The following is a 12,819-nucleotide window of genomic DNA, read 5'->3' as shown; positions in this document are numbered from 1 at the left end:
TAGCAACGACTTGAATGCCGAAATCATTGCTCACCCAGCTTCTGCCGTAACAATGAGAGTATATGATATTACTGGTAAATTGGTGAATCAAATTGCTACAGATGTACAAGAAGGCTTCCAACAATGTTGGCGCTGACTTGGAAGAAAATATGCAGTTGGTAACTACTTCTTGACTGTAACTGACGGTGAAAGTTCACACTACTAAGTTTATCAAAGAACCTATTGGTATTTTGAAATAGAATAAACAAAAGCCCCGCTACAAGCGGGCTTTTTATTTTTATAGACAAAGTTTTTAAATATTTGAGGAATTAATACTTTGTATTTCTTGTTTTTTAATTCAATGAATAAAAATATTTTTCAACTTCGTTTTATTATAATTATAGAATATGAAAACTTCTTTTATTTTTATACCTTAAACCTCTTCGGTATTTCGTTGGCACATCTTTGTGCGCAGAACGACGATCATTTATAAGCACGAGATACCCACTAAACCAAAGGGCGGCTATATAATCGCCTATTTTTCGAGCGGTGCAAAGATGTTTGAAGGCACTTATAAAAATGGTATGAAAAACGGCATTGAGAATGTTATGATGAAGGCGGTTCGTTTTGCGCTATCAAAGGCAACTTCGTAAATGATGGCAAAGAAGGCGAAGGTGCAGCATTTTGCGGGCGGCGACCGCTACGGTGCTTTTCCAATAACCAATCTAATGGAGCAAGGAACGTATTATTATGCTGATGGCAGCAAGTATGTGGGTACGCACAAGGACGACAAATTTGAAGGCAAAGGGGCTTTTTATCGCACTGATGGCCTGAAATACGAGGGTACTTATAGAGACAACAGGTGACGGCAACGGAACGTATTATTAGCAAAGACGGCAGCCGCTATGAAGGCAGCTATCAAATGGAAAACGACACGGAAAAGGAAAATACACTTATAGCGATGGCGGCTACTGAAGGCGACTTTGCAAACACAATGTACGAAGAAGGCAAAGGGAAATTTGTATATCCCTGACGGCGTAAAACGCTATGAAGGCTTATGGAAAGGCGACAAACAACACGGAAGCGGTATTTTTGTACGATACCAACGGAAAATAAAAATCAAGGAGGAGAATTGTAATACAGGACAGTTCCCGGACAAAAGCGGCAACGATTAATTTTTCTATATTTAATCCGTTGAACTGCATTTCGTTGAAATTGGCAGCTACTGCTCGCGATACTGCCTATTTCCATAAAGTACAATTCCATACACAGCATCTACCTGCTCCATTGTATTTTGTTGTGTGTTACCACAATAAACTGTGAACTGTCGGAAAAACTGACGTATCCATCTGACTGAATTTTCCTACATTGGCATCATCTAAAGAGGACATCTACCTCATCTAAAATACAGAAAGAGGAGCGGGTTTGAGCAAATACAAACCAAAATTAGCGAGATAGCTGTAAGGGTTTTTCGCCGTGGACAATTGGTCTATGGAAGAAGGGCGTTTGCCCTTTGGGCTTGGCGATAAATGTCGCATTGCTGGATTATCAGGTTTCGAAAGCGTGGGTCACAATCATCATCTGGGGTGAACAATTTGCGGAATACCTCCTGAAGAATGGGGGCGCACCTGCGAACAGCCTCGTAAGCATGGATACTGCCGTATTTTCAGTTTCTTCGATAGTAGTAGTGAGCGGCGATTGTTTGGCTTCTAAAGGTCGTTGCGCAGTGCCACAATATAATCGTAGGCGTTCATTCATCTCTTTATCGCTTCAAAGGCTTTAAAAGGATCGACTTCGCCGAAAGTTTCCGAGGCTCTTTTGAGGCGATTTCACTACTCTTCGCGCAAGGCATCAACGGGCGGCGGTTCGCTGCTCGGGCTCTTGGTTCATCAGTTCGTGATATACGTTGCCCCAAATTCTATCAGCAAACGTTCTTTCGGCGACAATTTCATCAGAATAGAGTTTAACTTTCGTCTTTGGCTTCTTGCAAAGGGCATCAATTTATTCTTTTTGGCGAAAAATCGGCACAAATTATCTTCGAAGTTCCATCGCTTCTGCCGCGTGCCGAAAGTAACGTATTTCGGCGGAATTTACCTTTGCCTCCAAAATCTTTCACTCCATACAAATCCGTCAATTTGCGATCATCTTTTTCAACGACTGCTCCTGTATTTCCACTTCGCGCTGCAAATCTTGCAAGAGGTTGCTTATTGGCGGATAATTTGCTTTGCGTTTCAATGGCGGCGTTTGATGAAAATCAAAATTTTGATGTGAGGTGTTGAGGTTTTATTTTGTTGCTGATGGTAATTCAGATTAAGTTCGTTGAACGCGCGGCTGCTGTTGGATACTTCTTGCTCTATAAGATGAAATAGGCGCGAAAATCCTGCAATTCGGTTTTGTGCAAGTCAGCCTTTTCCTTTTTCGTGTAATATCGTTTGAATTTCATCTAGTACGGCTGCAACTGCTTCAGTTTTTCAGATAAGGGATTGCTCGCCCTGTGCAGTATCTGCAATATAAGGATTCGAGATTTTTGATAGTGGCATTGAAGGAAGCCATTTTATTGTCAAGGCGGCGGTTGAGTTGTTCGCGCAGGAGTTGTAACGTGGCTTTTGCGAAGCATTGCAAAAAGCGATGATTTCGTTATTTTCTGCTCAGTACCTGTTTGGTATCCTTTGATTTCCTGCTTCAACTGTGTAATTTCCTTGTCCAAAGCCTGTAAATTCTGAACACGTCCTATTTTTCCTTCAAAAGCCCACCGAGCCGCCCATACAGCACCCGCTTTGCGACACCATTGCCGTTTTGCGCCAGAAACAGCATCGGGATATTGCTGCGACAAAGAGAGAGCCTCCTGTTCGGCTTCGCGGATGAACACGCGTGGGCGGCGACCAGAGAACAGAAGTGAAATTCGTTTCGGTTCTTCTACAATATCCAAAGCCGCCACCGCTTTGTATTTTCTTTTGGATAAAGAAAGGGTAGGAGGATTGCGTGCGAAATTTCGGGAGTGACGAAAAAAGTTAGCTTTTCCTTTTTTTGCTGAATGAGTAGCGTGACGGCGGCGTGGGCGGTTTCGGAACGAGAGGCACTACATAATAAGTTGAGGTAGGGGCGACAAAAAATGTTCAATTGCCAATTTGGCAGGATCGGCACAGGTGAAAAGCTCCGACAACAAACGTGCGGCAGACGAATCGCCCTGCCAGCTTTTATTTTGTTTCAAGAATTTGAGCGACTGGGAAAACCCTCCAAACTTTCCACCATACTTTTGGTGAGGCTGTATTCGTTGCTGCGGGCATCGTGGCGGCGGTGGAGCGTGGCGAGTTGCTCGCGCAGGGGCAGCGATGTCGTGGTCGAGCGTGGTGAGTGAGGTTTCGAGGTGGGCTTCGGCTTCGGTGGTTTGCTGAATTTGAAGAGCCAACTCGTCTCTTTCTTTTTGAGTGCTGCCGCGATTTTCTTTGAGGGTTTCTAATTCCTCTTGTCTGCTTTCAAAGCGGGAGGCAGTTATCCTGAATTTCTCGGCGGATATTATCGCGTTGAGCACTTTTTTACGGCAACTTCTTTCCAAAATGGAAATCCCCCTTCATTTTCCGACTGCGGAAAAGTTTGCTCCAATTGAGCCAAACGTCCTCTTTTTCCTGAAAAGCCCCTGAATACGCTCGTTTTGCTCTTTGCTTTCCCCTAATTTTTCTATCAACAACTGCAAAGCATCTTCTTCGCGGTCTTGTTGTTTTTCTAAATAATCAATTTCTTGCTGAATTTTCAATATAAAAGCCTCATCATCATTGATTTGTTGCTGCAAAGTGTCTTTTCTTTCGCGGGCAAAGCGTATTTTTTCGGTCAAAATTCCTTTTCACTTTCTTTATCACGGATTTGAGCCAAAAACACATTGAGTTCTTGTTGTACTTTGCTCAAAAACTGTTCTTTTCAAGGAGGTCTTTTTTTATGTTGTGCCAATTCAGCTTCGGCGGCTGCAATTTTTGCATCTTGTTCAATGCGTTTTGCCTGTTCAATTTCGCAGCGTTTTTGGATATTTTTATAAGCAACTTTATGGTCGGTGAGGTTAAGATGCGCCAATCAATGCTCATTTGCTTATAATCGCCCTGTAGTTTTTAAAACGCTCGGCGCGTTTGGCTTGTTTTTCTAAGGTTTTGAGGTTGTTTTCAATTTCAGCCAGCAAATCTTCCACACGGCTCAGGTCGCTGTCGGTAGATTCAAGTTTGGAGAGGGTTTCTTTTTTGCGGATTTTGTATTTTGAAATACCGGCTGCCTGTTCAAAAAGGCGGCGGCGCAAGTCGTCTTTATCGTTGAGAATTTCGTTAATCATTCCCAATTCAATAATGGCGTAGGAATCGCTGCTGATACCTGTGTCCAAAAAAAGCGCAGTAATATCTTTGAGGCGGCAAGCTACATCGTTGATGCGATATTCGCTGTCGCCATTGCGGTATAAAACACGGGAGATGGTAACAGAGCTAAACTCGGTGGGCAAGAGGTTGCGGGTGTTTTCAAAAGTGAGCGACACTTCGGCGCGTCCGGCACTGCTTCTTTTTTTAGTACCATTAAAGATGATATTATCCATTTTTTCGGAGCGTAGGGTTTTGGAGCGTTGCTCGCCCAGCACCCAGCGAATGGCATCTACTACGTTGCTTTTGCCGCTTCCGTTAGGTCCGATGATGCCCGTTACATTTTGATTAAAATGGAAAACGGTTTTTTCGGCAAAACTTTTAAATCCTTTTATTTCTAAACTCGTTAAGCGCACAATGTAGAAGGGGAGAAATGATAAAAAGAAAGCAATTCAGGTTTTTTGAGATATTGGCAGCATCAAATAAGCCTGCAAAGATATAAAAATAAATAAGTTATGTGTAAAAAAAGGAGTTTTTGAGTAAAAGTAAAAAGCGCGTCCTGTTTTGAGGCAGGACACGCTTTTTTTTAAAAAAAAACAGTAAAATGAAAAATAATTAGAAAGTAGCCGTAGCGGTAATACCAAAGATATAACGTTGTTGGAAATAGCTGGCATCTACGCTTTTAAGCACACCACCTGCTGCTGAGGTTTCAGTAAATTTAGAGCCGTCTTGTTTGATGGTAGAAAACAAAGCACCTGCGGCATCTTTTACTTCATAAGTCTCATCGCCGGTTTTGGAGAGGGTGTTGCTACCGGCAATACCACTCAATATATTAGCATTGGTTTCGGGTTTGAAGTAGCGAATGCTGTAATCAAAACCCAAAGCAAAATATTTATTGAATTGGTAGCCAAACAAGTTTCTCCAAGTAACTTCCGGATTACTGAAGTCATTATAACGCGCCAAAACGTTGAGGTTGGAGTTCCATACTAAATTTTTGAGCAAGTTGCGTTTGTAGTCGGCGACAAGTTTGGCACCGAAAGAAGATTTGAGGCTTTTATCGGGGTCAATATCAAAGCCGGGTTTCAAGTCATCATTGGTGCAGATAGTGGCAGCCCAAGTGAGTGGGTGAAACAACAAATAAAATCTTTCGTTGGGGCGGTAGGTAAGACCAACACCGGCGGTCATATAGGCAGGTTGCAAGAAGTTTTCAAAACTGCTGCGAAAATCCACCAAAGCAGAATAGGCTAACATGGGCGTAAACTTACGACCAAACAAAGAGCTGGCATAAATTTCATCTAAGTTAGCGGTGTAATCGTCGTTGTTTTGCCCTTCAATTTTTTGATAACCCAATTTGATATAGCCGTTATTGAGCCAAAATATCGGATCCATGTTGTAATCGGCGAATAAATTGAGGTTGCCGGAAACGACACTGTTATTGGGTGTAGCACCTACAATCCAGTTGTTGTAGCCAGTCATTGTGAAACCCAACAAACCGGTACCACCGTATTTCCAACCGATTTTTTCTAAGTCAGCCAATTTAGTTTTAATGGCTTCCAATTCGGTGTTCAAAGGAGTGGCTTTTGCAGTAAGTTCTGTTTGGCGGGCTTTTAAATCGGCAATTTTTTTTACTACGTCTGCATCTTGAGCAAACAAAGTACCTGTGCCAAAAGCGAGGGCACAAGCCCAAAGTACAATTTTTTTCATTTCTAATCTAAAAATGTGTTTTATGTGATTTTGTGTAATTATAAATAAATGATGTATAGCTGTTAAAGACCATATCAATAATTACGCCATAGTGCCGTAATATTATTTTATTTCTTGACGGTACAAAGGTAATTCGGTCACTGAATAACTTTATTTAATTTTTATTGAAAAATTTTTATAATCTAAAGTATTGATTATTAGTGTTTTGTGTTTTTATAATGCAAAATATTTTGTTTTTAATAGTATTATGTATTGCAAGATACTGTTTTATGCTTTATATTTGTACCAACAAAGCAAATAATACAATGATACAAGAAGAAATACTATTTGTACAACCTGTAAAAAAGCATACAACTCAGTAATTATGAAAAGTAACAACACAGAAGCACAGATGCGCAAAGGCGTTTTGGAATTGTGTATTCTCTCCATTATAGCACGCGGCGAAATGTATCCTTCAGATATTATAGAAGAGATGAAGGCTTCGCACTTGATAGTGGTGGAGGGTACTTTATATCCGATATTGATGCGCCTGAAAAACGAAGGAATGTTGGCGTATCGCTGGGAGGAATCGAAGTCGGGACCTCCGCGCAAATATTATCGCCTCACAGATACCGGAAAGCAACTGCTTGATGAACTGAAAGGAACTTGGGCAGAGATGGTAAAGGCAGTGAATCATATTTTGGAGCAAGAGCCGCTTTTCTCCGACAACTCTACTGATTTGTAATCATTGCGGCTGATTTTTATTTTTATATTCCTTTTTAAAAAACATTCAAAAAAAAGAACCTATATATTATGGACAAAACCATCAGTATCAACATTGGCGGTGTAGTATTTCATATTACAGAAGAAGCCCACGATTTGCTTCAAAATTATTTTGAAACTTTGCGCAAGCACTTTGTAAATCAAGAAGGCAGCGATGAAATTATGGGCGATATTGAAGCGCGCGTAGCTGAAATGTTTACAGATAGGCTCAAAAAAGAAGGTACTCAGGTGATTACCAACTCGCAGGTAAGCAATATGATAGATATTATGGGCTTGCCTGAAGATTTTGACGCAGATGTCTATGAAGGTAAACCTTTCGGCGAAAAAACGACGGGTTACACAAGTGCGGCGGCAGCTTTTACTTCATCATCATCATCAAGGCAGCACGCGAAGCGTCTTTTTCGGAACGAGGACGACAAAAAAATCGGCGGTGTGTGTTCGGGAATAAGTGCTTATTTCGGTATAGCCGACCCGCTATGGCTGCGTCTGATAGTATTATTGTTGTTTTTCTTGTCGGGTGGCAGTGTATTGTTGATATATCTCATACTTTTGGTCGTAATACCACCTGCTCGTACTGCCGCAGATAAGCTGGCGATGCGTGGCGAAAGCATCAATATTGCTAATATTGAAAAAACCGTAAAAGACAATTGGAGCGATATTCAGAACAATCTGAACTCCAACCAAGCAAGTTCGGCGGTTCGGCGTGTGGGCAACATCATTACTGATATAGTACAAATAATAGCAACCTTAGTTATTAAATTAATAAAATGGTTGAGTGGTTTTACGGGCATTGTATTGGCATTTACACTATTTATATTATTAATGGCGAGTATTATCGGCGGAATGATAAGTTTTAATTTTTTGAAAAACTATATCATTGATTCACCTTTTATGTTGATAATCGGGTGGATAAGTTTATTACTGGCAGTTTTTATGCCTTTGATATGGTTAGCTTTGTTGTTGGCACGCTGGATATTTAATTTTGATTTTCACAACCGCAAAAAAATATGGTTAGGAATGGGCATTGCTTGGCTGTTTGCATTATTGGGAGCAGGGTGGGTAGGCACTTCTATCGCAAATCAGTACCGCCATTCAGCTTCTTTTGAAGAAAGCACCCCCTTATCTATAGCAGGGAATACGCTATATCTGAAATCCGATTCCCGCCAGCCCTACGAAGATATAGAAGACCGTATGAAAAACTTGAAAATGGGAGATTGGGCGGCAGACGGCGACCTGATTATGAGCGATGATGTACGCATAGATGTTGAAAAAAGTGATAATGGACGTTTGGAATTGCACAAAGTATATACCTCCGCGCGGAGCTACCCGCAAAGATGCTCGCGAAATAGCCTCCCGCATTGTTCATCAATACGAGGCTCAGGATTCCGTGCTTACCATCAAACCCTATTTTACTGTTCATCCAACCGATAAAATTAAAGGTCAGTCGGTGCGTTTAGTTTTGCGTGTTCCTGAAGGTACAACGTTGATTTTCGACGAAAATATGGGCAATATGTTGTACGATATTGATAATACAAGCAACACTTATGATTGGGAAATGGCAAATAAAACTTGGACGATGCAAAAAGAAGGACTTGTTTGCACCGCCAACTGCAAAGGAATAACTGTTGATAATAATAACAATAATAATAGTAATAACAACAATTCAGGTACAATAAGCGGTGGCGGCAGAGTAGAAGATTTTAAGGATTTTGATGCAGTGGAATTGAGTGGTTTTTATGACGTAAATATTGAGCGAGCTGATGAATACAGTGTAATTATTCAGGGCGAAGGCAAAGAGGACGTAAAAGTATCGCAAAGCGGCTCTACACTTTTGATAAGCAAAGACAAAAACAACTGGAGTATTAATTTTGATTGGGATAACTTTGATTGGAAAAGTCGTTTAGCCACCAAAATCATTATTCGTATGCCACATTTAAAATCTTTAGAAGCATCGGGAGCTACGGTGAGTCGCATAAAAGGTTTTGAGGAAGAGAATATGGCGTTTCATTTTACGGGAGCATCTGAAAGCACCATAGATGTCAGCAGCAACAACTTAGACGTAAATGCTTCGGGCGCAGCAAATATTGAATTGCACGGTGCGGTAAATAAAGCCGACTACGATTTGAGTGGTGCTTGCAAACTGAAAGCCTACGACCTGAAAGCAAAAACAGTCAGCGTAGATGCATCAGGAGCTTGCTCTGCTCAGGTATATGCCGAAGAGAGCATAGATGCCGATGCTTCGGGACCCAGTAGCATACGCTATCGCGGCGGTGCGCAAGATGTAAAAAAAGATGCTGCCCTGCCTGCCACCATCGAAGCCGATTAGCAAACAAGAGAAAAATTATAAACTATTTTGTATGTTAATTTTTGTCAAAAAATCAATAGGAAATAAAACGTTGTATAATTTTATGTACAAAAATAATTTAAATATAAATATTTGAATGTATATGTTTACAACATAGTGAAATGTAATAAAAAAAATGTAAAAAGTATATTGTTTTTTATTGATTTTGCAGATAATTAAGAACACAGGTATTTATCAAAACATTTATCTTATAAAAAAATCAGAACATTTTTGCTCATGAAATTTTTACAATTCGCAACTTTGATGTGTTTATTCAGTTTTCACATGATGGCACAAAACAAAGTTCCTTTAAAAGATTTTTTCCGCAATCCGGAAAAATCCTATTTTACGGTATCGCCCGATGGTAAAATGCTTGCTTTTATGCAGCCCTGGGAAGACCGTATGAACGTATATGTTCAGAAAATAGATGGCGGCGAACCCATGCGAGTAACCTCGCTCAAAGACCGCGATATTGCCGGCTATGCTTGGAAAAGCAACGATAAAATTTTGTATGTTCGTGATTTCGGCGGCGATGAAAATTTTCATTTATTTTCGGTGACAACAGACGGAAAAGATGAAAAAGACCTCACCCCTTTTGAAGGCGTGCGCGTGGAACTCATAGACGATCTGGAGGAAAACGCCACAGATGTATTGGTGGGTATGAATAAACGCAATCCACAAATCTATGATGTATATAGCCTCAATACCGCCACCGGCGATATGAAAATGGTAGCTGAAAACCCCGGAAATATCACCTCGTGGCTCACCGACCACGATGGTAATATCCGCGTTGCCAATGCCACCGATGGCGTAAACAATACCCTGCTTTATCGCGAAAAAGAAGGAGAGTCTTTTAAAGAAATACTCACTACAAATTTCAAAGAAAGTCTTGCTCCTTTATTTTTTACTTTTGACAATAAAAATTTATACGCCGCCTCCAACATCGGGCGCGATAAAACAGCGATTGTAGAAATAGACCCGCGCAGCGGAAAAGAACTCAAACTCATTTTTGAGCACAAAGACGTGGACGTGAGCGGCATGGATTATTCCAAAATACGCAAAGTGCTCACCACCGTAAACTATACCACATGGAAAGACGAAATCCATTTTTTAGACGACAAAACACGCAATCTGTATGAAGATTTGCGCAAGCAATTTAAAGGCTACGAAGTATATATCGGCTCTGCAAGCCGTCAGGAAGATGTGATGGTGGTGCGTATCTATAACGACCGAAATATAGGCGGCTACTACTTGTATAACGCCAATACCCGCGACCTCAAAAAAATTGCCGACCGCAACCCTTGGCTAAAAGAAGAGGACATGACGACAATGAACCCGATTGTATTCACTTCGCACGATGGCCTGATTATCAACGGCTACCTGACACTGCCTTTGGGCAAAGCTCCCAAAAATCTGCCTGTTGTCATCAACCCGCACGGCGGTCCGTGGGCACGCGACCAATGGGGCTTCAATCCCGAAGTACAGTTTTTAGCCAATCGCGGCTATGCGGTGCTGCAAATCAATTTTAGAGGCTCTACCGGCTATGGGCGCAAATTTTGGGAAGCCTCTTTTGACCAGTGGGGGCTGAAAATGCAAGACGACATCACCGATGGAGTAAAATGGCTCATAGAGCAAGGCATTGCCGACCCCAAACGCATTGCCATTTATGGTGGCAGCTACGGCGGCTACGCTACATTGGCGGGGCTTACATTTACGCCCGATTTATACGCTTGCGGAGTAGATTATGTGGGCGTTTCCAATATGTTTACGTTTATGAATACCATTCCACCTTATTGGGAGCCTTTCCGCGATATGTTTTATGAAATGGTCGGCGACCCCGAAAAAGATAAGGAACGCTTGGCAAAAGTATCGCCGGCTTTGCATGCCGACCAAATAAAAGCACCTTTGCTCGTGGCACAGGGCGCAAAAGACCCGCGTGTAAACAAGGCTGAAAGCGACCAAATGGTAGAAGCATTGCGCAAGCGCGGCGTAGATGTAGAATACATTGTAAAAGAAAACGAAGGACACGGTTTTCATAATGAAGAAAATCGTTTTGAATTTTACGAGGCAATGGAACGCTTTTTAGCAAAACACCTTCAACCCTAATGCAAGGAAGAAATATTAAAAAATAGTATCATTGTTATTTTTTGTTTGTGTTATTTGTAAAATGATACCACTTTGCGACTCTGCCGTTGCAAAGTGGTTTTTTTATAAAAAAATATTTCTTTTATTTGGCATATTAAAGCCAGCTTCGCACCTTTGTTGTTATGGAAAATATATATTCTTTTTATCCTCACGAGCTTAAAACCGCCGATTTTCATCAGTACCTGCTCGGAGCGGTGTCCCCGCGTCCTATTTGCTTTGCCAGCACCCTCAACAGCGATGGCACACCGAATTTAGCACCGTACAGTTTTTTCAACTGCTTCAGTTCCAAACCGCCGATTTTGGTATTTTCTTCCAATCGCCGCGTGCGCGATAACAGCACCAAAGACACCCTGCACAATATAGAAAGCACCCGCGAGGTGGTCGTCAATGTGGTCAGCTACGCTTTTGTGTATCAAATGGTGGTGGCGAGCATTGAGTATGAGCAAGGCATCAGCGAATTTGAAAAAGCCGGACTCACACCGCTTGCTTCGGATATAGTGAAGCCGTTTCGTGTAAAAGAATCGCCAGTGCAAATGGAATGCAAAGTAAATGATATAATTGCGCTGGGCAACGAAGGTGGAGCAGGTAATTTAATCATCTGCGAAATTGTGCGTATGCACATCAACGAAGCCGTACTGAACGAACAACGCCGCATTGACCCGCAAAAAATAGATTTAATGGCGCGTATGGGCGGCAATTTTTATTGCCGTGCTTCGGGCGAAGCGGTTTTTTTGTTGGCGCAGCCCGTCGAAGCCATCGGCATTGGTGCCGACCAGTTGCCTGCTGCCGTGCGGTTGAGTGAGGTGCTTAGTGGCAACGATATTGGAAAGTTAGCGGCACTTACTACATTTCCGGCTGCTGCCGACATCGCCGCTGCCCAATTGAAAACTGCCGCTTTTACGAGTATCCGCCAACACCACGAAGCCGCCAAACACCTCATCGCACAAGGCGAAACAGCACAGGCATTGGCTTATTTAATGGCGGCACATCAGGCATAAAAAACAAAAAAGTAATAAAATTAGCTCTTTTTATTATCTTTATTGGTCGGTGAAAAACACCAAAATGAAAAATATTAAATTTTCTTATATTACGGATAATAAATGAATTATGAATTTTTGTTTTCTGAATTAGGTTTTATACCAAATAAATACCTAAAAGGCACAGTTAGTAAAAAGTTTCCAACCTATAATGGATTGAATGATAATGTTTCTTATATCGTTGATAATATCCGCGACATTGTGGCGGAGAGTTCTTCGAAATCTTTGAATATAATGTTAGTAGTTTTGCCCCTGGTGTACCGCCATATCATCTCTACGGGGTTTAATTCGGGTGAGTCAGGAGGAAGAAACAACAGATGAATGTTTTTAGGAATTACCAATTGTCGGCTGTGGTGAAAAGCACCATTGTCGAGTAGAAGTTGTTGTCTTCCTCAAGTTTTTTAAAAGAATCAACCGCCGCTTCGTCCTTTTTGATATGACTTTTTCTACCTGCCTTGAGTTTTGTGTCAAAGTCTCGATTTAGACACATCCTTACCGCATTGTATTCCTTTTCAAT

The 12,819-nt window shown here is 41.5% G+C and carries 16 protein-coding genes and 2 pseudogenes; 11 read left to right on the top strand and 7 right to left on the bottom strand.

Annotated features, from left to right (window positions below):
- The 5 genes and pseudogenes from IPL35_12680 to IPL35_12660 all read left to right on the top strand — a co-directional run.
- Positions 1-136: hypothetical protein (locus IPL35_12680; GenBank protein MBK8444209.1), on the top strand; the 136-nt coding region annotated here is incomplete at its 5' end.
- Positions 137-446: 310 nt separating this feature from the next.
- Entirely contained in the window at positions 447-632 is a 186-nt protein-coding gene (locus tag IPL35_12675) for a hypothetical protein (GenBank protein ID MBK8444208.1), read from the top strand.
- The gene (locus IPL35_12670) at positions 633-845 is read left to right on the top strand and encodes a hypothetical protein (protein ID MBK8444207.1); all 213 of its coding nucleotides are present in this window, start codon (positions 633-635) and stop codon (positions 843-845) included. It begins immediately after the preceding gene.
- A 49-nt stretch (positions 846-894) separates the two neighbouring features.
- A pseudogene (locus tag IPL35_12665) lies at positions 895-954 on the top strand (hypothetical protein).
- 44 nt (positions 955-998) lie between these two features.
- Positions 999-1,154: a hypothetical protein gene (locus IPL35_12660; protein MBK8444206.1), complete on the top strand. Its 156-nt coding sequence runs from the start codon at positions 999-1,001 to the stop codon at positions 1,152-1,154.
- A gap of 225 nt (positions 1,155-1,379) precedes the next feature.
- Here IPL35_12660 and IPL35_12655 read toward each other — a convergent pair whose 3' ends face one another.
- Positions 1,380-1,517, bottom strand: coding sequence for a hypothetical protein (locus IPL35_12655; GenBank protein MBK8444205.1), 138 nt, complete (start codon positions 1,515-1,517; stop codon positions 1,380-1,382).
- A 438-nt stretch (positions 1,518-1,955) separates the two neighbouring features.
- On the opposite strand from IPL35_12655, the gene IPL35_12650 reads away from it, so the two are divergent.
- Positions 1,956-2,258, top strand: a complete 303-nt coding sequence (locus IPL35_12650) for a hypothetical protein (protein ID MBK8444204.1) — start codon at positions 1,956-1,958, stop codon at positions 2,256-2,258.
- A gap of 281 nt (positions 2,259-2,539) precedes the next feature.
- Here the strand turns inward: IPL35_12650 and IPL35_12645 are convergent, their stop codons facing one another.
- From IPL35_12645 to IPL35_12625, 5 genes and pseudogenes are all read right to left on the bottom strand, one after another.
- Entirely contained in the window at positions 2,540-2,917 is a 378-nt protein-coding gene (locus IPL35_12645; GenBank protein ID MBK8444203.1) for a hypothetical protein, read from the bottom strand.
- A 141-nt stretch (positions 2,918-3,058) separates the two neighbouring features.
- Positions 3,059-3,511 (bottom strand): hypothetical protein, encoded by a 453-nt coding sequence (locus IPL35_12640; protein ID MBK8444202.1) that lies wholly within the window; start codon positions 3,509-3,511, stop codon positions 3,059-3,061.
- A gap of 39 nt (positions 3,512-3,550) precedes the next feature.
- Positions 3,551-3,811, bottom strand: coding sequence for a hypothetical protein (locus tag IPL35_12635; GenBank protein ID MBK8444201.1), 261 nt, complete (start codon positions 3,809-3,811; stop codon positions 3,551-3,553).
- Positions 3,812-3,878: 67 nt separating this feature from the next.
- A pseudogene (locus tag IPL35_12630) lies at positions 3,879-4,726 on the bottom strand (AAA family ATPase).
- A 199-nt stretch (positions 4,727-4,925) separates the two neighbouring features.
- On the bottom strand, positions 4,926-6,014 hold the full coding sequence (locus IPL35_12625) for a DUF3078 domain-containing protein (GenBank protein ID MBK8444200.1): 1,089 nt from the start codon (positions 6,012-6,014) through the stop codon (positions 4,926-4,928).
- Between the two features lie 364 nt (positions 6,015-6,378).
- Between IPL35_12625 and IPL35_12620 the strand changes: the two genes are divergently transcribed.
- The 5 genes from IPL35_12620 to IPL35_12600 all read left to right on the top strand — a co-directional run bounded on the left by IPL35_12620 (position 6,379) and on the right by IPL35_12600 (position 12,263).
- Positions 6,379-6,738, top strand: coding sequence for a PadR family transcriptional regulator (locus IPL35_12620; GenBank protein ID MBK8444199.1), 360 nt, complete (start codon positions 6,379-6,381; stop codon positions 6,736-6,738).
- 68 nt (positions 6,739-6,806) lie between these two features.
- Positions 6,807-8,207, top strand: a complete 1,401-nt coding sequence (locus tag IPL35_12615) for a PspC domain-containing protein (GenBank protein MBK8444198.1) — start codon at positions 6,807-6,809, stop codon at positions 8,205-8,207.
- Positions 8,164-9,102, top strand: coding sequence for a DUF2807 domain-containing protein (locus IPL35_12610; protein ID MBK8444197.1), 939 nt, complete (start codon positions 8,164-8,166; stop codon positions 9,100-9,102). Before IPL35_12615 ends, IPL35_12610 begins: the two co-directional genes overlap by 44 nt.
- Positions 9,103-9,357: 255 nt before the next feature.
- On the top strand, positions 9,358-11,226 hold the full coding sequence (locus IPL35_12605; protein MBK8444196.1) for a S9 family peptidase: 1,869 nt from the start codon (positions 9,358-9,360) through the stop codon (positions 11,224-11,226).
- Positions 11,227-11,387: 161 nt separating this feature from the next.
- Complete coding sequence (locus IPL35_12600; protein ID MBK8444195.1) at positions 11,388-12,263, top strand: flavin reductase family protein; 876 nt, start codon at positions 11,388-11,390, stop codon at positions 12,261-12,263.
- 212 nt (positions 12,264-12,475) lie between these two features.
- On the opposite strand, the gene IPL35_12595 is transcribed toward IPL35_12600, so the two are convergent.
- On the bottom strand, positions 12,476-12,643 hold the full coding sequence (locus IPL35_12595; GenBank protein MBK8444194.1) for a transposase: 168 nt from the start codon (positions 12,641-12,643) through the stop codon (positions 12,476-12,478).
- Positions 12,644-12,819 lie beyond the last annotated feature (176 nt).

The sequence above is a fragment of the Sphingobacteriales bacterium genome, assembly GCA_016711285.1.
Lineage (GTDB): Bacteria > Bacteroidota > Bacteroidia > Chitinophagales > UBA2359 > JADJTG01.
Note: the sequence above shows the minus strand (reverse complement) of the source record. Positions and strands in the feature narration are given on the sequence as shown.

Coding starts and splice junctions, on each gene's coding strand:
- IPL35_12670 (MBK8444207.1), top strand. CDS start 633: ATGATGGCAAAGAAGGCGAAGGTGCAGCATTTTGCGGGCGGCGACCGC.
- IPL35_12615 (MBK8444198.1), top strand. CDS start 6,807: ATGGACAAAACCATCAGTATCAACATTGGCGGTGTAGTATTTCATATT.
- IPL35_12655 (MBK8444205.1), bottom strand. CDS start 1,517: ATGCGACATTTATCGCCAAGCCCAAAGGGCAAACGCCCTTCTTCCATA.
- IPL35_12625 (MBK8444200.1), bottom strand. CDS start 6,014: ATGAAAAAAATTGTACTTTGGGCTTGTGCCCTCGCTTTTGGCACAGGT.
- IPL35_12620 (MBK8444199.1), top strand. CDS start 6,379: ATGAAAAGTAACAACACAGAAGCACAGATGCGCAAAGGCGTTTTGGAA.
- IPL35_12605 (MBK8444196.1), top strand. CDS start 9,358: ATGAAATTTTTACAATTCGCAACTTTGATGTGTTTATTCAGTTTTCAC.
- IPL35_12600 (MBK8444195.1), top strand. CDS start 11,388: ATGGAAAATATATATTCTTTTTATCCTCACGAGCTTAAAACCGCCGAT.